Origin of the sequence: Aliiruegeria sabulilitoris, from assembly GCF_001558155.1 — a bacterium.
Lineage (GTDB): Bacteria > Pseudomonadota > Alphaproteobacteria > Rhodobacterales > Rhodobacteraceae > Tropicimonas > Tropicimonas sabulilitoris.
The window spans coordinates 169,721-187,024 of sequence record NZ_LOAS01000001.1; the positions used below are offsets into that span (position 1 = coordinate 169,721).

The window sequence follows — 17,304 nt, forward strand, 5'->3', positions numbered from 1 at the left end:
ACGGGCGGCGGGGAGACCTGCCGCCCGTTTGCCATTCCCATGCTTGCCTCCCGACGCGTTCGCGGGCATTCAGTGACCAAGCGAGAAAGCTACCAGACAGGAGAAGGCAATGCTCAAAGGGCTCGGCAACCTTGGCGACATGGCCAAGATGATGAAAAAGGCGCAGGAAATGCAGGGCAAGATGGCCGCCCTGCAGAGCGAGCTGGAAAACACCGTCGTGATCGGTGAAAGCGGCGCGGGCCTCGTCAAGGCACGGGCGACCGCCAAGGGCGACCTGACCGGGCTCGATATCGATCCCTCGATCTTCAACCCCGACGAGAAGGAAGTCGTCGAGGACCTGATTCTTGCCGCGATCAAGGACGCGCAGAGCAAGGCCGCCCAGAAATCCAAGGAAGAGATGGAAAAGCTCACCTCCGAGCTTGGCCTGCCGGCGGGCATGGATATTCCGGGGCTCTGATGACGCAAGCGCCGCGCGACATCGAAGACCTGATCGAGCTGATGGCCCGCCTTCCGGGGTTGGGGCCACGCTCGGCGCGGCGCGCGGTGCTGCACCTGATCAAGAAGCGCGGCCAGTTGCTGATGCCGCTGGCCGACAAGATGCAGAACGTGGCCGTCACGGCGCGCGAATGCGTCAATTGCGGCAATGTCGGCACCAGCGAGATCTGCGAGATCTGCGCCTCGGCCAAACGTGCCACGGGCGAGATCTGCGTGGTCGAAGACGTGGCGGATCTCTGGGCGATGGAACGCGCCAGCGTTTTCCGGGGCCGGTACCACGTGCTGGGCGGAACGCTTTCGGCGCTGGATTCCATCGGGCCAGAGGAGCTGCGCATTCCGCGGCTCGTCGAGCGGATCGCGGAGGAAAGCGTCTCGGAGGTGATCCTTGCGCTCAACGCCACGATCGACGGCCAGACAACCGCGCATTACATCGCCGAACAGCTTGAGCCGCTCGGCATCGCCGTGACCTCGCTGGCGCAGGGTGTGCCGGTGGGTGGTGAGCTGGACTATCTCGACGACGGGACGATCACGGCCGCCCTACGGGCGCGCAAGGCGCTCTGAGAGAGCGCTTAGCGCCCCGCGTCTACAGCAAGGACGACGTGGGTCTCGCCCTCGAAAACGGGCGTCAGCGCAGAGCAGGGCGGGCTCGGCAGTTCGTTATTTTCCACCAGCACATGGGTGACCGGATAAAGCGCCAGCACACGTTCCAGCGCCGCGCAATCCAAAGCCTCATCGTTGGAGAAAACGTCCTCGGCCAGCCGCAGCCGGTGGTCCCACTCCAGCACTTCGGTATCGAAATAGGGATGGGTCTTGCGCGAGACGAATTGCGGCACCATCGCGTCCAGCCGGAAATCTTCCAGCGCCGGATCGGTCAGGTAGAGTGTGCCCGGCGTGTAGGTTGCGCGTGCGAAAGCGACGTGATCGGACTGGAGCGAGCCCGACACCTGCCGCAGCTTGATCACCGCCCCCTCCAGCGCAGCCCAGCCCGCAGCGGCCAGCGCAACAGCCGTCAGGACGGCAGGCACTTTGCCCGAAGGGAACCGGTCGAACAGCCGCTCCAGCAGCCAGCCCAACAGCAGCACCGTGCTCAGCGGCACGATGAGGATGGAGGCGCGCCACGGCGCCATCAGCGCGATCTCGGCATTGCCGGTGAGTGCCACGAAACCCGCACCGCCGACCGCGAGCACAAGAAGCGCCGCAAGAAGGTTGCGCAGAATCCCGGCCGGCGCCACCGCCAGCCCCAGCAGGGCCAGCGCCAGTTTCCGGAACGCGACGAAATCGGCCCATTCGCGCGGGTCGGAATGGAACGGGATTCGTTCAAAGGCGAGAATGGCGTTAGCCTTGGCCATTACATCGGGATCGGTCGGCGCAAAGCGGATGGCGAGGTCGAGCGGCGGAAGCACAAGCAGCGCCAGCGCGCCGGAAAGCGGCAGCAGCGGCAGGCCGAGGCCGGCACGCCAGCGGTCCCAGGCAATGATTGCCACCGCGATGGCGGAGAAGGCGATATAGGCCGGGTGGATCGCGGCCGGCACCGCCGCCAGCACGAGCGCGGCCGGATGGCGGCGGAGCGCCAACAGCAGGGCGGGCAGGTAGAGGATACCGAATTCCGAGGGCTGCAGGTACCCGCGCATCATGTTCTGCCCGGCCACACCGCGCAGGCTGTCTTCCTGCGGGGGATGCACCAGCAGCACCAGCACCCCGGCCACGATGGCCAGGAAAAGCGGCGATGCGCCATGTTGCGGCGCCGTCACCCGGGCAAGGGCCAGTAGCGACAGGAACATGACCGCCAGAAGCGCGATTTCGAGGCCGTAAAAGACCACCGGCGAGGACCACGCGGCCACCGCATGCACGAGGCCGGTGAAAACGGGCAAACCATCGACGGTGCCAGCCGTCCAGTCAGCGCCGAGCCGCTCGGGAAAGGCCGTCGCCAGCCCGTGCAGGAATTTCGTGTTCTGGTTCTGGTAATAGAGCGGCGCCATCCAGGTGGAGGCGACGAACATCACGCACATCGTCGCCTGAATGGCAGTGGCGAGGCCAGCGTTGCGATCCGAAGATGTCATGGCCTGCGCCCTTGGGTTCTGTTTTCGTCCGCGACGGGGCGGAGAGCGAAACGCCTGCGGTGGGCCGGGGCTTCAGCCCCGGCCACGATGGCTCAGCGGTCGTCTTCGTCCTCGTCCTCGTCCTCTTTGGAGTCGGGAAGGTTGAAGTAGCTGTCCGCATCGAGGATCGGTTCCTGATTGTCCTCTTCCTCCTCGCCGCGCGGATCGCCGCCCAGAGTGAAGGTTTCAAGCCCGGAGATCGCGGTCGGGATCTTCGGTTCCGGAACAGCGGCGAGCGACTGCTCGGTCGAGACAAGCTTGCGGCGCTCGTCATCGGTCATGACTTCGCCATCGGCGGCCCGCTTGGCGGCGGCTTTCTGAACGACGGCATCAAGCTCGGACTGCTTGCACAGGCCGAGCGCGACCGGGTCGATCGGCTGCATGTTGGCGATGTTCCAGTGCGTGCGCTCGCGGATCGACTGAATCGTCGGCTTGGTCGTGCCGACCAGCTTGGAGATCTGGCCATCGGTCAGCTCGGGGTGGAACTTGACCAGCCAGAGGATCGAGTTCGGGCGGTCCTGTCGCTTGGAGAGCGGCGTGTAACGCGGACCACGGCGTTTTTCTTCGCCAACGGCGGCGGCGTTGAATTTCAGCTTGAGCTTGTGGAGCGGGTTCTTCTCGGCCCGCTCGATCTCGATCTGCTCCAGCTGGTTGTTGGCGACCGGATCGAAGCCCTTGACGCCAGCAGCAACGTCGCCATCGGCGATACCCTGCACTTCAAGTTCGTGCAGGCCGCAGAAATCCGCGATCTGCCTGAAGCTGATCGTCGTATTGTCGACCAGCCAAACGGCGGTCGCCTTTGCCATGATCGGCTTGTTCATGTCTGCCTCCTTAGCACAATTCTCCCGTGGCCTGGAAAGGGCCGCGACCGTCCGGGCCGCTTTTCCTCGTTTTCGGGAATTGCTGGGGATATAAGCTCCATGAGGCGGAAAGGGAAGTCAAAATGCGTTGGTTGGTTATGTTGTGCGCTCTTGCGGGCGCGGCTTTGGCGGATGGCGAGAAACCCGGGGATTTCGACTACTACGTGATGGCACTGAGCTGGACACCGAATTTCTGCGCGCTGGAGGGTGATGCGAAAGGGTACGAGCAATGCGACGATGGTACCGGCAATGGCTGGGTGTTGCATGGGCTCTGGCCGCAATACGAGGACGGTTGGCCGGCCCATTGCCCAAGCTCCGCACGTAACCCGTCCAAGCAGGAAACGGCGCAGATGGCCGATATCATGGGTTCTTCCGGGCTCGCATGGTATCAATGGAAGAAGCACGGGCGCTGTTCTGGCCTGCCGTCGGAGGAGTATTTTGCGCTGTCACGGGAGGCGTATGAGAGCGTCACCCGGCCGGAGGTGCTGCGCAAGCTCGACAAGACGGTCGCGGTGCCGGCCTCGGTGATCGAGGAAGCCTGGCTGCAGGCGAACCCGAAACTCAAGCCAGACATGGTGACCGTCACCTGCAAGGACGGCCGGATCGCCGAGACGCGGATCTGTTTCACCAAGGGGCTTGTGCCGCGCTATTGCGGCGGGCGCGCGGTACGCGACTGCACGCTCAGCGACGCCCTGCTCGACCCGGTTCGCTAGCGCTCGAACGATCCTGCGGATCGTGCCTCCGGCGGAGGTATTTTCAGAAAGATGAAAAGGTTGCGCGCCCGGAAGACAGGCGGGCGCGCTCTTTTGTCACCCGGCGTCGTCAAGCTGGTCGGGTTCGATCATCTTCCAGATCATCGCGCCGAGCGCGCCGCCGGCGAGCGGGGCAACCCAGAAAAGCCAGAGCTGAAGGATGGCCGTGCCGCCGCCGAAGAGGGCCACGCCGGTGGAACGGGCCGGGTTTACGGAGGTGTTGGTGACCGGGATCGAAATCAGGTGGATCAGCGTCAGGCCAAGGCCGATGGCGATGGGCGCGAAGCCGGGCGGCACGCCCTTGGAGGTGGCGCCAAGGATGATGATCAGGAACATCGCCGTCATCACAATCTCGCAGATCAGCGCCGCGAAGAAGCCGTAGCCGCCGGGCGAAGCCGCACCATAGCCGTTCAGGGCGAAATTGCCGGCAGACGAGAAGCCTTCGGCGCCGTTGGCGATGATCCAGAGGATGAAGCCGGCGGCGATGGCGCCCAGCACCTGGGCGATCCAGTAGGGGATGAGATCAGCGCGCTCGAACTTGCCGGCCACCATCAGGCCGAGCGAGACGGCGGGGTTGAAATGGCCGCCCGAGATACCGCCCACGGCATAGGCCATGGTAAGGACCGTCAGACCGAAGGCAAGCGAAACGCCGAGCCATCCGATACCGACATCCAGATTTCCGGTCGCAAGCACGGCGGCGCCGCAACCGCCCAGAATCAGCCAGAATGTGCCGATAAACTCGGCGAAAAGTTTCTTTTTCATGGATAATTTCCCGAATCTGTTGAGCCGGGACACGAAAACCACGCCCCGAGGTGCGCGCGAGGGTGGTACCGAATCGCTTGATCACAAAGATCTTTTTGTCACGCAGCAGCTAAGTTGCCGTTACGTCGAGCACGATTTTGCCGATATGGCCGGAGGATTCCATCCGCGCATGTGCCGCGGCCGCCTCCGACAGGGGGAATGTGGAATCGATGATCGGTGCGACGGTGCCCGCCTCCAGCAGCGGCCAGACCTTTTCGCGCAGCGCCGCGGCAATGCGGGCCTTGGCGAGGTCGGATTGCGGGCGCAGGGTGGAGCCAGTGACGGTCAGGCGGCGCATCATGATCTGGGCAAAGTTGAGTTCGACCTTGGGCCCTTGCAGGAAGGCGATGAAGACGAGCCGGGCATCATCGGCCATTGCCTTGATATTGCGCGGAATATAGGAGCCGCCGACCATGTCGAGCACCAGATCCGCGCCGCCTTCAGCGCGCAGGATCTCGACGAAATCCTCGTCGCGGTAGTTGATGGCGCGCTCTGCGCCGAGCTTCTCGCAGGCGGCACATTTCTCGGCGGAACCCGCCGTGGCGAAGACACGAGCCCCGAAGACGCGGGCGAGCTGGATCGCTGTTGTGCCGATGCCCGAGCTGCCGCCATGCACGAGAAACCGTTCGCCCGCCTTCAGCCCGCCACGTTCAAAGACGTTCGACCAGACGGTATACATCGTCTCTGGCAGGCAGGCGGCCTCGCGCATCCCCATGCCCGCCGGTACGGGCAGCGCATGGGCGGCCGGGGTCGCGACAAATTCGGCGTAGCCGCCACCGGGCAGCAACGCACAGACCTTGTCGCCAACGGCCCATTGATGGACCTCGGGGCCAACCGCGACGACTTCGCCCGAGGCTTCCAGCCCGGGCAGATCGCTTGCGTTGGGCGGAGGGTTGTAGAGACCGGCGCGTTGCAGCGCGTCCGGACGGTTGACGCCAACCCATTCCGTCCGAATGAGAATTTGACCGAGACCAGGTTTGGGAACGGGCCGCGATACAAGCTGGAGCACCTCCGGCCCGCCGGGTTGGGTTATCTCGACGGCACGCATGGTCTCAGGCAGGCTCATCACGGGGACTCCTTTATCGCTTGTCCCGGTAATGCACCCTAGCCGAGCGGGGTGCAATCACTCCGGCTTGCCGGTCTCGTCCGTCCACGTGCCCGGGAAACCATCGTCTTGCTTGTGCGGGGGGCGTATCTGGCTGGCAAGCCAGTTGGGGCCGGCAAAGATCAGCTTCATCAGCGGATTTCCGGTGACCTGGGCACGCACACGTTCGAGATTCATCACGTCATCGACGCGCGAATGGAGGAACTCCCAGGTGCGTTCGCAATTCTCGCTCTCGTCGCCCAGCCAGTAGAGGATCGTCGCCGAATAGACGCCGGCGAGAGAGGCCCGCTTGGTGTACCAGTTCACGTCGTCGGCATTGTCGCCAAGCGCGTTCCAGATCTTGTCTGCCGTTCCCCAGATTGCGCGTGCGCCATCGCCGGCATTGCCGGGCAGCGCGAAGAGCGCCGTGCCGCGGCGCACCGCTTCCTTGTCGTCTATCGCCTCGATACGATACCGGATCGCGGTGGCGATCCGGTCGCGCAGACGCAGGGTCGGCAGGTCTTCGAGCGCAAGGCGTCGCTCCATCTCCGCATCCCCGCGCTCGTGATAGGCCAGCGCGAGGTCGATCGGCCCGCGGGGACAGATGACACGAGCAACGGATGGCTCGATCTCGGCATCGCGACAGGCGGCGCGAAACGTCTCCTGGCTCCAGCCGTCAAAGGTGACATGGGGCAGTGCAGCATCAAGCAGTTTCGATTTCAGCTCGGCCTGCGTGTCGGTCTCGGTCATGGACGCCTCTCGCTCTGACGAATCGTTACCGACAAGGTAGACAGACCACCAATGCTTTGCTATAGGGGCCGCTCCTGCAATCATTGCAACTCTTACAAGAAAGGTGGTGACAACCACATGCAGGTCAGTGTTCGCGACAACAATGTCGACCAGGCGCTCCGCGCTCTGAAGAAAAAGCTGCAACGGGAAGGCGTTTTCCGTGAGATGAAGCTCAAGCAGCACTTCGAGAAGCCTTCCGAGAAGAAGGCGCGCGAGAAAGCCGAGGCGATTCGCCGTGCACGCAAGCTGGCGCGGAAGAAGGCGCAGCGCGAAGGGCTCCTCTAAGTTTGTGAGGCCCACGGCGTCGCCTTGAGGCGCTTGAGAGATCGACTTGGCGGACGCCAGTCACGAGGCCCCCGGCAACTGCTCGGGGGTTTTTCGTTTTCGGGTAGTGGCTTCGCTCCCTTCCCGGGGGTGCGATAGGAGCATTTCTAAACTTTTCGTTATGCGCCCTATTGCAGACCCATTTTGATCACGGTTTTCCGATATCTTGTTGTGGAAGCCATGGCAGGCCGAGGCTCTGCCCACTGATGGTGTGAATGGGGGGACGCCGCGCGTCTCCCGCGATGAGACCGAGACGGGAGCAAGGATGTCCGACTATATCAACTCTGGCCGGCATTGGGCGGATTATACCGTAACCTGGGCCTATTACGGCGACATGGCCTATTATGACGAAATTCAGGCCGCGGTTAACGCCTGGGATGCGGTGATCGAGCTCGATTTCACCGAGGTCTCTTATGGTTCCGACCCCGACATCGTCATCTATTTCGACTATATCGACGGCTCCTATTCCACGCTGGGCGAGACCACTACCTCCTATTACCCGTCCACCGGAGAGATCGTAGAGGTCGAGATCGTCATGGACAGCGCCGAGGACTGGACCTGGACCGGCGGCGAACACACTTTGAGCAGCGGCACGACCTTTTTCGAGGTGATCGCCCATGAACTCGGTCATGCAATCGGCCTGAGCCACCCGACCAACCCTGACACGCTTATGTACGCCTATGCCGATGGCAACGCCGACGGCCTGACCTATTGGGACATCTACGGCGCACAGGAGATTTATGGCCCGGAATCGGATTACGGCTGGTCATGGCAATATGGCTGGTACTTGGATGACGGCTATGGCTGGTGGGCCGATTGGACATATGGCGGGCATTATGACTGGTACCACGGCTGGTATTATGGCTGGCACGTTGGCTGGGACTTCGCCTGGTATTACGGCTGGCATACGGACTCGGGCTATGGCTGGTCGCTGCAATGGGCCTATGGCTCGCATTACGACTGGAATTTCGGTTGGAATTACGGCTGGCAGTACGGCTGGAATTACGGCTGGACGTATGGCTGGTACTCCGCGCTGGAAAACGGACAGCATTGGGACTGGAGCCCCGACCTCGGCTGGAGCATGGATATCGGCTGGTACTGGTACTGGAACCAGGGCTGGTACACGGGCTGGAACGTTGGCTGGCATACCGGCTGGGACTATGGCTGGTGGCTCAACGAGGACTACGGCTGGTACCAGTTCTGGCATTATGGCTGGGGCGTCAGCTGGGTCTATGGCTGGACAGGCTACTGGGACTATGGCTGGCACACCGGCTGGGGCTATGGCTGGCACGCCGTCTGGGATTACGGCTGGGATGCCACCTGGAATTACGGTTGGTATTCCAACTGGGCCTATGGCTGGCACCTGGCCTGACCTGCTGGCACCCTGAACGGATCGCAATCATCGCGGCGGCCTCGGCCTGCCGCGATTTTTCTTTCTGGCAGCCCGCGTTTCACCCACTCTGCGAACTCGATCCATGACGAACGGGCTCCCTCGCGCGGTCGTCAGTTCCGCCAGCCGATGGTACATCGCTTTGCGATTTGCATAGAAAACGTCCAATTTCTTGAATTTACGCAAGGTTAGGCGTTGAGAGCAAACCGTTCTTCGGTTTTCTGGTTCTGTAGAAATTCTAAAACGTCTCGATCCCGGCATCGCCACGCCTGCGGGTGGTTTGGAAGACAGAAGAGTTAGCGCTTTCTCAGCGCGTCGCGAATTTGGAGAAATCATGTCCGATTATGTTATTTCCGACCGCTATTGGTCCGACTACACGGTTACCTGGGCTTACTCTGGCGACATGGCCTATTATGACGAGGTCAAGGCTGCGTTCGACGCCTGGGACGACGAGATCGAGCTCGACTTCACCGAAGTCTCCTACGGATCAGGCGCCGACATCGTTGTCTATTTCGACTATATCGACGGCGATTTCTCCACTCTCGGAGAGACAAATTCGACCTATTACGGCTCGACCGGAGTCATGGTCGATGCAGAGATCGTCATCGACTCCGCAGAGGACTGGACCTGGTCCGGTGGCGAGCACAGACTCAGCACCGGCACGAGTTTCTACGAGGTCATGGCCCACGAGATCGGCCACGCAATCGGCCTCGGTCATCCGAGCAATCCCGACACGCTGATGTACGCCTATGCCGACGGGACCGCGGACGACCTGACCTATTGGGACATCTACGCCGCACAGGCGATCTACGGCGCCGAAACGGATAGCGGCGGGTCATGGTCCTATGGCTGGTACCTTGACCAGGGCAACGGCTGGTGGGCCGAGTGGAGCTATGGCGGCCATTTCGACTGGTATTACGGCTGGTATGCCAGCTCGGATTACGGCTGGTATTACTCCTGGTACTTCGGCTGGCACGCGGAATGGAATTACGGCTGGTCGCTCGATTGGGCCTATGGCAATCACTATGACTGGTATTACGGCTGGAACTATGGCTGGCAATTGGGCTGGAACTACGGCTGGAACTACGGCTGGTATATGGAGCAGGGTCTAGGCTGGCACTGGGTCTACAAACAGGACTGGTTCTACACTTATTTCTCCAACATTCTTGTCGACGAGACTCTATGGGGCTGGCGCCAATACTATGGCTGGGGCTGGGCCCAGGAGTACGGCTGGCATACGAGCTGGAACGCAGGCTGGTACACCGGTTGGGACTATGGATGGTATGCCGGGTGGAAATACGGCTGGTGGAACTCCCTCGACTACGGTTGGTATCAGTACTGGCACTATGGCTGGAGCTACGGCTGGGACTATGGTTGGTGGCTCAACCAGGGCTACGGTTGGCACAACGACTGGAACTATGGCTGGTACAACGTCTGGGACTATGGCTGGGATGCCACCTGGAATTACGGTTGGCATTCCAACTGGGTCTATGGCTGGCACCTGACCTGACGCGACATTTGCCGCGTTGCTCCGAGCGGTCTGCGGCGCGAAAGCGCCCGCCGCGCCTGTTCCGTTCCCCAGAGCGGAAAGGAGCCGGGCAGACTGCTTTCGTGGACGCAACACGAGCGTCATTGCCGTCCCGAATTCCGGGCTGAACCGCCTTCCAGAATGTCGCAGAAAAGCTGCATCCGGGTGGTGGCATTCCTTCAGGAATGGGTCTAGGGAGCAGGCATGGAATACTGGATCGTTGCCGGATTGGCGGCATTTCTGTTGGGGCTGTCCAAGGGCGGCGTCCCGATGATAGCGATGCTTTCCGTTCCGCTCATGTCTCTGTTCATGGATCCGGCCCACGCCGCCGGGTTGCTGCTGCCGATCTATATCGTGGCAGATATGTATGCCATCTACCTGTTCAGACGGGCTTTTTCAGTTCGCAACCTGAAGATCCTTCTGCCCGGTGCCATCTTCGGCGTCCTTACCGGCTATGTCGCCGTGGCGCATGTGCCGGGCGATCTGGTGAAGCTGCTCGTGGCCGGGATCGGCCTGTCCTATCTCTTCAACGCCCTGCGCCAGCGCCTCTCCCGGCGGGAGGTGCCGCTCAAACCGGCCGATGTGCCGCGCGGCCTGTTCTGGGGCGCGCTGGCCGGACTGACCAGCTATGTCTCCCACGCCGGAGGCCCGCCCTTCCAGGCCTATGTCCTGCCGCAGAAGCTGGACAAGATGGTTTTCCTCGGAACGACGACGATCTTCTTCTCCATCGTCAACCTGTTGAAATTGCCGCCCTTCATTCTCGCCGGGCAGATCACCTGGGACAGCTTTCAACAGGCCGCCTGGCTGGCGCCACTCGCACTGACCGGCGCGTGGACAGGGGCCTCGATCTCCCGCGTGCTGCCGGAGAAGATCTTCTTCCTGCTGGTCGAGGTCGCGCTCGCCGTCGTGTCCGTCAAACTGCTCTACGAAGTGCTCGTCGCAGGCTGAGTGCCGCAAATGCAGGAAGCCGGTGCTTGCCGGCTCCCTGTTGCCCCGTTCAGGAGACCACGTTGACCGGCGCCTGATCGGATGCAATCCGGTTGATATTCTCTGCGATCACCTTTTGTCGGCGGGAGATCGTGCCATGCGTCCAGCCCGACATATGCGGCGTCATCACCACGTTATCGAGTTCCTGGAACGCGAATTGGGACGGCATCGGGGTCGAGTTGCCCCCATCGGGATAGACATACCAGGTATCGATCACCGCCCCGCCGATGCGTTTCTCCCGCAGCGCGGAGAATAGCGCGGCCTCGTCGATCACCTTTCCGCGCCCGACATTGACGACAATGGCACCCGGCCGCATCCGGGCAAACGCCTCCGCACCGATCAACCCCTCGGTCTCGGAGGTGAGCGGCAGCGTGTTCACGATGATGTCCACCGAACCGGCGAAGTCGGCCAGATCATCCAGCGCATAGGCCGTATCGACATGCGCGTGCTCTTCGATCGGGCTGCGGTTGGCGACAGAGACCGACATGGAAAAGGCCTTGGCGCGTGCGGCCACGGCTTTGCCGATATGGCCAAAGCCGACGATGCCGATGCTCTGATCGCCCAACTCCGTGCGCATGCCTTTCGGCCGGCCGGCCCAGTATTTCCAGTCGCCCGTTCTCAGGCGACGATCCGCGTCGGCAAGCGGGACGTGGAAGGAGAGCAGCGCGGACATCACATATTCCGCGATAGCCGTTTCATGGCCGAAGCAATTGCACAGAAGGGCCGAGGAGGGCAGCGCCGAACGGTCGATTCCGTCCACGCCAGCGCCCGGCACCTGGTAGAGTTTGAGGCGCCTGGGGGCGGGCAAGGACGCGTTGAGCGCAACGCCAACCAGGACATCCGCATCCTCGAAGGCCGCGAAATCTTCGTCCGATATCAGCATATCGGGCAGTTCAACTATCTCGTGCTCGCTCTCCAGCAGGGCTTCCAGCCCCTCGCGAAAGGTCAGTGCGTTGCTTCCGTGGAAGACGATCTTCATGTTCCTGGCTCCGATGTGAAATGCCTGTGCCGCCTGCCATCCCTGCAGGCGGAGGCACGGTTTCTGAAGGTCGTCCAGGCATGTCCGGAGGACCAAGATAGCGGAGCGTTCGAAAACCTCCGGAATGAGAGTCGTGCCCTGCCGATCACGCCCCGGCAATACTCGCACGGCAAACCCCTGCCCCGTTCCGGCGTCTTAATGTCGTCGGGGTCGTGCAGTGCGAGAAGCGGGCGGAGCCGGGCAGCAACTTGAGAAGCAGCCTGTTCGGAAGGGAACGGCATGAGACTTCCTGGGGATTTTTTCGGCTTCCGGTTACACCATCGATGCCCTTGATCCAAGCGGGATGGACCCGAACACGATGGTCACCATCGTCGCGCCCCTTGGCCTTTTGACGATGGGAATCCGACCGGGATCTGCGCCGCATTGCAGGGGGAGGCCCGGCGTTGTCGCGCGGTGGTCCGTTTCGTGATATGCATGACGCTTTCCAGCAGGAGTGACTTAAGATGATTATGCATTTCAATGCGTCCCAGCTGTGGCTCACCTTAAGCAACCTCGCAGCCGCTCGTATTACCTATAGCCGCGGCCGCGCTCAGGGGCAGGGCAAGGTTGGCAATCTCGACACCGATGTCAGCCGCCTGCACGCATCCCGCGCCCAGCTCGATTGCTCGGGCTATGTTCAATATGTCGTCTACCAAGGCTCCTCTCACAATGTTCGGATGCCCCAGGGCAGCCACAAGCAACAGGAATGGCTGGACGAAAACGGCTATCGCTCAGTCGAAGGAAACGAATTCGTCGATATGCGCGATGTCTATAATTTCGAAGCCGCCAAGAAGGACGACACCGTGCGGATCGCCTACCGCGCCACCGATCCGGCGTTGAAACGCTCTGGCACGGGAAGCGGGGGCGCCGGCGTGGGCCATGTATGGCTGGTGATCAACGGGCGCACCCATGAATGCACGACCAAGGGCCAGGCAAACGGGCCGTGGAGTTTCGATTTCGACACGCGCAGAGATGACGCCGACGCGCTCTTCGTGTTGGGTCCGGCATTCGGCTTCGCCGCCCAAGGCCCCTTGCTGACGGCAACGACGGCTTAGACGCGGCGGCTCCGCCGCCCTTCCATCATTCCACACGGGCGGAGAAGACAACGCATGAACGGCAACAGGCCCGCAAAAAGCGGGCCTGTAGTTTTGACAGAGGTCTTTGCTTGCGGCCCCGGCCGTTCAGGCGGCCTGGGTTTTGCCCGGAGGTTCCATCGCGCCGGTCATCATTGCGACGGCGTCCGACATCGTGTGTTCGCCGGGCTTGACCACGCAGAGGCGCCGGCCAAGGCGGTGAATGTGGATGCGGTCCGCGACCTCGAAGACATGGGGCATGTTGTGCGAGATCAGCACGATCGGGATCCCGCGCGCGCGGACATCCTTGATGAGCTCCAGAACCCGGCGGCTTTCCTTCACACCGAGCGCGGCGGTCGGCTCGTCGAGGATGATGACCTTGGAGCCGAAGGCGGCGGCCCGGGCCACCGCGATGCCCTGACGCTGCCCACCCGAGAGGGTCTCGACCGCCTGCTTGATGTTCTGGATCGTCATCAGGCCCAGTTCGGTCAGCTTCTCGCGGGAGAATTTCTCCATCGCCGACTTGTCGAGCTGGCGCAGGAACTTGCCACGCCAGCCGGGTTTGCGCAGCTCGCGCCCCATGAACATGTTGTCGGCAATGGAGAGCGCGGGCGACATGGCGAGCGTCTGGTAGACAGTCGCGATCCCGGCATATTGCGCTTCCAGCGGCGTGTTGAAATGGACAGGTTTGCCGTCCAGCAACACCTCGCCATGATCGGGCTGGAGCGCGCCCGAAAGCGTCTTGATCATCACCGACTTTCCAGCCCCGTTATCGCCGATCACGGCAAGCACTTCGCCGGGGTAGAGCTCGAAATCGCAGCCTTGCAGCGCGGTGACCTTGCCGAATTTCTTGACCAGGCCACGGCCCTGGAGGACAGGTTGCTGTGTCATGCCGTTCCCTTTCTGATCCACTGGTCAACGGTGACCGCGAAGATGATGAGCGCGCCGATCAGCAGGTAGGTCCATTGCGGATCTGTCCCGACCATGCGCAGCCCGAGCGAGAACACACCAACGATAAGACCGCCCGCCAGCGCACCCAGGATCGAGCCACGTCCGCCAAAGAGCGAGACGCCACCGATCACAACGGCCGTGATGGCCTCGATATTGGCGTTCTGGCCGGAGGTGGGCGAAACCGATCCGATACGACCGATCAGGGCCCAGCCGGCGAAGGCGCAGATCAGGCCCGAAAGCGTGTAGACTTGGATCAGCGTGGTCTTGACCTTGACGCCGGAAAGCTCGGCAGCCTCCTGATCGTCACCCACGGCATAGACATGCCGCCCCCAGGCGGTGTTGCTCAGCACATAGGCCAGCAAGACGACGATGAGAATCATCGCTATGGCGCCATAGGTGAAGACCGCGCCGCCAATCCGGAAACTCTCGCCGAACAGTTGCAGCGCGGGCGCCTGCTCCTCGATTTCCTGCGCGCGGATGGTCTCGTTGGACGAGTAGAGGAAATTCGCGGCCAGAAAGATCTGCCAGGTGCCCAGCGTAACGATGAAGGGCGGCAGTTTCACATAGGCCACCAGCACGCCATTGATGAACCCCATGAGGGCGCCGGCCCCAAGCCCGATGGCGATGGAGATCTCCACCGGGATGCCATAGCGGAAGGTGAACTGCCCCATGATGACCGAGGAGAACACCATGATCGCCCCGACCGAGAGGTCGATCCCCGCCGTCAGGATGACCAGCGTCTGGGCAGAAGCGGTGATGCCGACGATCATGACCTGTTGCAGGATCAGCGTCAGCGCGAAGGGCGAAAAGAACTTGCTGCCCAGAATCAGGCCAAAGACCAGGATGGCCGCCAGCAGAACGAACATCGGCACGGCCGAAGGCGTCGAGTGCAACCAGTTCTGGAGCTTTCTGGAAAAGGATTCGTCTTCCTCGAACTCCGCGACGCCCATCGCTGCATCCTTGAGGACGTCTTCATAGCTCTGTTTCGATGAATCCTGGTTTGCGGTGCCGGTGTCGGACATCCGAACCTCCCTGAATTGACGCGAACGGACAACCGTGCCCGGCTTCGCAATTCGGTTCTGTCTTGTGACGAAGGGTGGCACGCATAGCGCCACCCTTCGCCGGGATGATCATCCCTGCGGGCCGGGAGTTAGCCCCAGCAGAGGTCCGCGCCGGCCTTCGAGTCGATGGACTCGACGCCCTCAACCGGCCGATCGGTGATCAGTTTCACACCGGTATCGAAGAAATCCTTGCCCGGGGTCACTTCCGGCTTGGCGCCGGTGTCGGCCCAGGCCTTGATCGCCTCGATGCCCTTGGAGGCCATCAGCAGCGGGTATTGCTGCGAGGTAGCGCCGATCACCCCATCGGCCACGTTCGCCACGCCGGGGCAACCGCCGTCGACGGAAACGATCAGCACGTCGTTTTCACGCCCAAGCGCCTTGAGCGCCTCGTAGGCCCCCGCCGCGGCGGGCTCGTTGATCGTGTAAACGACGTTGATGAACGGATCCTTGGCGAGCAGGTTCTCCATCGCCTTGCGGCCACCCTCCTCGTTACCGGCGGTCACGTCATGGCCGACGATACGCGGATCGTCCTCGTCACCCCATTTCTTCGGGTCCTTGAGGTCGATTCCGAAGCCCTGCATGAAGCCCTGGTCGCGCAGCACGCCGACGGTGGGCTGGCTGACGGCGAGGTCAAGCATGGCGATCTTGGCATTCGCGGCTTCGTCGCCCAGCGAGGCAGCCGCCCATTTGCCGATCAGCTCGCCGGCAATGAAGTTGTCGGTGGCGAAGGTCGCGTCGGCGGCGTCGATCGGGTCGAGCGGGGTGTCGAGCGCAATCACCAGCAGGCCGGCATCGCGGGCCTTCTGTACCGAGGAGACGATGGAAGACGTATCGGCGGGGGTGATCAGGATGCCCTTGGCGCCATCGGCGATGCAGGTTTCGATCGCCGTGACTTGGGCTTCATGGTCGCCATCGATCTTGCCGGCGTAGGATTTCAGGGTGATGCCAAGCTCTTCGGCCTTGGCGGTGGCACCCTCTTTCATCTTGACGAAGAACGGGTTGGTGTCGGTCTTGGTAATGAGGCAGGCGCCGAAATCGGCGGCCTGTGCCGCACCGACCATGCCGAACAGGCCGAGAGCCGTTGCACCGAGAAGCGTCGTGGTGATGGACTTCATAGGGTTTCCTCCAGTTTGGGTCAGACCCTCCCAGGCTCCTCCCAGGAGTGCTTATGGTTGAATGGAGCGATTAGGCTTCCGTTTCGTCAGGATAGCAATCCATCACGTTCCGGTCGCGGTTTTTTCCTCCAGCGCACCTTGTTCCTCCCGGTGCGCCGGGTAGATGAGAGACTTGCCGTATGAACGGGATATTACCGAGAGAGGGGTCCGGGCTGTAATAATTGAAATATTGGTCGCTTTGTCGAGGGTCGGAGAACGGAGCGACTCAGTCGCCATGGCGCTGCCTTCCCCGACGCTCCAATTGGAAAACGCCTTGCCCGCCGCGGAGGACATCAGTCGCGCGAGATTGCCCGCGCCAATCTGGCGGCCGCAGTGACACCGTCGATAACCGGTTGCGCCAGCTCCCGCTGGATACCGGGTGCCAGATGGGACATCCCCCCGCAGCCGAGGATGATGCAATCGCAATTGCCCTGTGCAAGCGCGGCCCGCGACGTCTCGACAATCCGTCCCGCGGCCGAGCCGGATTGATCTTCCGTTTCGAGCACAGGCAGCTCGCTTGCGTGAACCCTGCCGAGAAACCCGCCCATCCCGTAGCGCTCGATGTTTTGCTCGATCACGGGAATCGATACCGAAAGCGTGGTCACGACCGAGAAACGCAACCCCCGCAGCGCAGACATGTGAAAGGCGGCCTGACCGATGCCGATCACCGGGCAGGACGCGATGCGGCGCGCTTCGTCAAGGCCGGTATCGTCGAAACACCCGATAATGACACAGTCGATTTCGGGCCCTACGCTCCCGACCAGATCGAGAAGAGGCGGAACGGCCGCCGCGCCGTCTTCTGGCCCCTGGATCGCCGGCGGGCCATCATGGGATGTCCAGCCGAGAACATCGATATCCGGTTCGGCGACCCGCGCAGCGTCGACCATGGACTGTGTCATAGAGGCCGTGCTGTTGGGATTGATGATCAGGACACGCAA

General features: G+C 62.2%; 18 protein-coding genes. 8 read left to right on the forward strand and 10 right to left on the reverse strand.

From position 1 onward, the window contains the following. The first annotated feature begins 109 nt into the window (after window positions 1–109). On the forward strand, window positions 110–457 hold the full coding sequence (locus AX756_RS00760; protein ID WP_068307441.1) for a YbaB/EbfC family nucleoid-associated protein: 348 nt from the start codon (window positions 110–112) through the stop codon (window positions 455–457). Next, a complete protein-coding gene (gene recR / locus AX756_RS00765; protein ID WP_068307443.1) occupies window positions 457–1,056 on the forward strand; it encodes a recombination mediator RecR in 600 nt (199 codons plus the stop codon). The genes AX756_RS00760 and recR overlap by 1 nt, the downstream gene beginning before the upstream one ends. Window positions 1,057–1,064: 8 nt before the next feature. Here the strand turns inward: recR and AX756_RS00770 are convergent, their stop codons facing one another. Together AX756_RS00770 and AX756_RS00775 are read right to left on the reverse strand one after the other, a co-directional pair. After that, window positions 1,065–2,555 (reverse strand): DUF6798 domain-containing protein, encoded by a 1,491-nt coding sequence (locus tag AX756_RS00770; protein WP_068307445.1) that lies wholly within the window; start codon window positions 2,553–2,555, stop codon window positions 1,065–1,067. 92 nt (window positions 2,556–2,647) lie between these two features. Further along, window positions 2,648–3,415, reverse strand: coding sequence for a DUF1013 domain-containing protein (locus AX756_RS00775; protein WP_068307448.1), 768 nt, complete (start codon window positions 3,413–3,415; stop codon window positions 2,648–2,650). A gap of 122 nt (window positions 3,416–3,537) precedes the next feature. Between AX756_RS00775 and AX756_RS00780 the strand changes: the two genes are divergently transcribed. Next, window positions 3,538–4,167: a ribonuclease T2 family protein gene (locus tag AX756_RS00780; RefSeq protein ID WP_068307450.1), complete on the forward strand. Its 630-nt coding sequence runs from the start codon at window positions 3,538–3,540 to the stop codon at window positions 4,165–4,167. 96 nt (window positions 4,168–4,263) lie between these two features. Here the strand turns inward: AX756_RS00780 and aqpZ are convergent, their stop codons facing one another. From aqpZ to AX756_RS00795, 3 genes are all read right to left on the reverse strand, one after another. Then, window positions 4,264–4,968 carry an aquaporin Z gene (aqpZ, locus tag AX756_RS00785; protein ID WP_068307451.1) on the reverse strand — a complete coding sequence of 235 codons (705 nt, stop codon included), beginning with the start codon at window positions 4,966–4,968 and terminating at the stop codon, window positions 4,264–4,266. 109 nt (window positions 4,969–5,077) lie between these two features. Then, complete coding sequence (locus AX756_RS00790) at window positions 5,078–6,067, reverse strand: NAD(P)H-quinone oxidoreductase (protein WP_068308116.1); 990 nt, start codon at window positions 6,065–6,067, stop codon at window positions 5,078–5,080. Window positions 6,068–6,130: 63 nt separating this feature from the next. After that, window positions 6,131–6,841: a COQ9 family protein gene (locus AX756_RS00795; protein ID WP_068307452.1), complete on the reverse strand. Its 711-nt coding sequence runs from the start codon at window positions 6,839–6,841 to the stop codon at window positions 6,131–6,133. Between the two features lie 117 nt (window positions 6,842–6,958). Between AX756_RS00795 and rpsU the strand changes: the two genes are divergently transcribed. The 4 genes from rpsU to AX756_RS00815 all read left to right on the forward strand — a co-directional run bounded on the left by rpsU (window position 6,959) and on the right by AX756_RS00815 (window position 11,070). Then, window positions 6,959–7,165 (forward strand): 30S ribosomal protein S21, encoded by a 207-nt coding sequence (gene rpsU / locus AX756_RS00800; protein WP_005614280.1) that lies wholly within the window; start codon window positions 6,959–6,961, stop codon window positions 7,163–7,165. 304 nt (window positions 7,166–7,469) lie between these two features. Beyond that, window positions 7,470–8,576, forward strand: a complete 1,107-nt coding sequence (locus AX756_RS00805; protein WP_068307453.1) for a matrixin family metalloprotease — start codon at window positions 7,470–7,472, stop codon at window positions 8,574–8,576. A gap of 352 nt (window positions 8,577–8,928) precedes the next feature. Next, window positions 8,929–10,104, forward strand: a complete 1,176-nt coding sequence (locus AX756_RS00810) for a matrixin family metalloprotease (RefSeq protein WP_068307457.1) — start codon at window positions 8,929–8,931, stop codon at window positions 10,102–10,104. 222 nt (window positions 10,105–10,326) lie between these two features. Further along, entirely contained in the window at window positions 10,327–11,070 is a 744-nt protein-coding gene (locus tag AX756_RS00815; RefSeq protein ID WP_068307459.1) for a sulfite exporter TauE/SafE family protein, read from the forward strand. Between the two features lie 49 nt (window positions 11,071–11,119). Here the strand turns inward: AX756_RS00815 and AX756_RS00820 are convergent, their stop codons facing one another. Then, window positions 11,120–12,088, reverse strand: coding sequence for a 2-hydroxyacid dehydrogenase (locus AX756_RS00820; RefSeq protein ID WP_068307463.1), 969 nt, complete (start codon window positions 12,086–12,088; stop codon window positions 11,120–11,122). A gap of 503 nt (window positions 12,089–12,591) precedes the next feature. On the opposite strand from AX756_RS00820, the gene AX756_RS00825 reads away from it, so the two are divergent. Then, a complete protein-coding gene (locus tag AX756_RS00825; RefSeq protein ID WP_068307465.1) occupies window positions 12,592–13,182 on the forward strand; it encodes a hypothetical protein in 591 nt (196 codons plus the stop codon). A 126-nt stretch (window positions 13,183–13,308) separates the two neighbouring features. Here AX756_RS00825 and AX756_RS00830 read toward each other — a convergent pair whose 3' ends face one another. The 4 genes from AX756_RS00830 to AX756_RS00850 all read right to left on the reverse strand — a co-directional run bounded on the left by AX756_RS00830 (window position 13,309) and on the right by AX756_RS00850 (window position 17,304). Then, window positions 13,309–14,091: an ATP-binding cassette domain-containing protein gene (locus tag AX756_RS00830; RefSeq protein WP_068307467.1), complete on the reverse strand. Its 783-nt coding sequence runs from the start codon at window positions 14,089–14,091 to the stop codon at window positions 13,309–13,311. Continuing rightward, on the reverse strand, window positions 14,088–15,101 hold the full coding sequence (locus tag AX756_RS00835; protein WP_197431043.1) for an ABC transporter permease: 1,014 nt from the start codon (window positions 15,099–15,101) through the stop codon (window positions 14,088–14,090). Before AX756_RS00835 ends, AX756_RS00830 begins: the two co-directional genes overlap by 4 nt. Before the next feature lie 200 nt (window positions 15,102–15,301). Beyond that, window positions 15,302–16,327 (reverse strand): sugar ABC transporter substrate-binding protein, encoded by a 1,026-nt coding sequence (locus AX756_RS00840; protein WP_082738856.1) that lies wholly within the window; start codon window positions 16,325–16,327, stop codon window positions 15,302–15,304. Window positions 16,328–16,659: 332 nt separating this feature from the next. Beyond that, window positions 16,660–17,304: an aspartate/glutamate racemase family protein gene (locus tag AX756_RS00850; protein ID WP_068307476.1), complete on the reverse strand. Its 645-nt coding sequence runs from the start codon at window positions 17,302–17,304 to the stop codon at window positions 16,660–16,662.

Excerpts from the sequence above, each read along its gene's own strand:
- AX756_RS00760 (WP_068307441.1), top strand. The coding sequence starts at position 110 with ATGCTCAAAGGGCTCGGCAACCTTGGCGACATGGCCAAGATGATGAAA.
- recR (WP_068307443.1), top strand. The coding sequence starts at position 457 with ATGACGCAAGCGCCGCGCGACATCGAAGACCTGATCGAGCTGATGGCC.
- AX756_RS00770 (WP_068307445.1), bottom strand. The coding sequence starts at position 2,555 with ATGACATCTTCGGATCGCAACGCTGGCCTCGCCACTGCCATTCAGGCG.
- AX756_RS00775 (WP_068307448.1), bottom strand. The coding sequence starts at position 3,415 with ATGAACAAGCCGATCATGGCAAAGGCGACCGCCGTTTGGCTGGTCGAC.
- AX756_RS00780 (WP_068307450.1), top strand. The coding sequence starts at position 3,538 with ATGCGTTGGTTGGTTATGTTGTGCGCTCTTGCGGGCGCGGCTTTGGCG.
- aqpZ (WP_068307451.1), bottom strand. The coding sequence starts at position 4,968 with ATGAAAAAGAAACTTTTCGCCGAGTTTATCGGCACATTCTGGCTGATT.
- AX756_RS00795 (WP_068307452.1), bottom strand. The coding sequence starts at position 6,841 with ATGACCGAGACCGACACGCAGGCCGAGCTGAAATCGAAACTGCTTGAT.
- rpsU (WP_005614280.1), top strand. The coding sequence starts at position 6,959 with ATGCAGGTCAGTGTTCGCGACAACAATGTCGACCAGGCGCTCCGCGCT.
- AX756_RS00805 (WP_068307453.1), top strand. The coding sequence starts at position 7,470 with ATGTCCGACTATATCAACTCTGGCCGGCATTGGGCGGATTATACCGTA.
- AX756_RS00810 (WP_068307457.1), top strand. The coding sequence starts at position 8,929 with ATGTCCGATTATGTTATTTCCGACCGCTATTGGTCCGACTACACGGTT.
- AX756_RS00815 (WP_068307459.1), top strand. The coding sequence starts at position 10,327 with ATGGAATACTGGATCGTTGCCGGATTGGCGGCATTTCTGTTGGGGCTG.
- AX756_RS00820 (WP_068307463.1), bottom strand. The coding sequence starts at position 12,088 with ATGAAGATCGTCTTCCACGGAAGCAACGCACTGACCTTTCGCGAGGGG.
- AX756_RS00825 (WP_068307465.1), top strand. The coding sequence starts at position 12,592 with ATGATTATGCATTTCAATGCGTCCCAGCTGTGGCTCACCTTAAGCAAC.
- AX756_RS00830 (WP_068307467.1), bottom strand. The coding sequence starts at position 14,091 with ATGACACAGCAACCTGTCCTCCAGGGCCGTGGCCTGGTCAAGAAATTC.
- AX756_RS00835 (WP_197431043.1), bottom strand. The coding sequence starts at position 15,101 with ATGGGCGTCGCGGAGTTCGAGGAAGACGAATCCTTTTCCAGAAAGCTC.
- AX756_RS00840 (WP_082738856.1), bottom strand. The coding sequence starts at position 16,327 with ATGAAGTCCATCACCACGACGCTTCTCGGTGCAACGGCTCTCGGCCTG.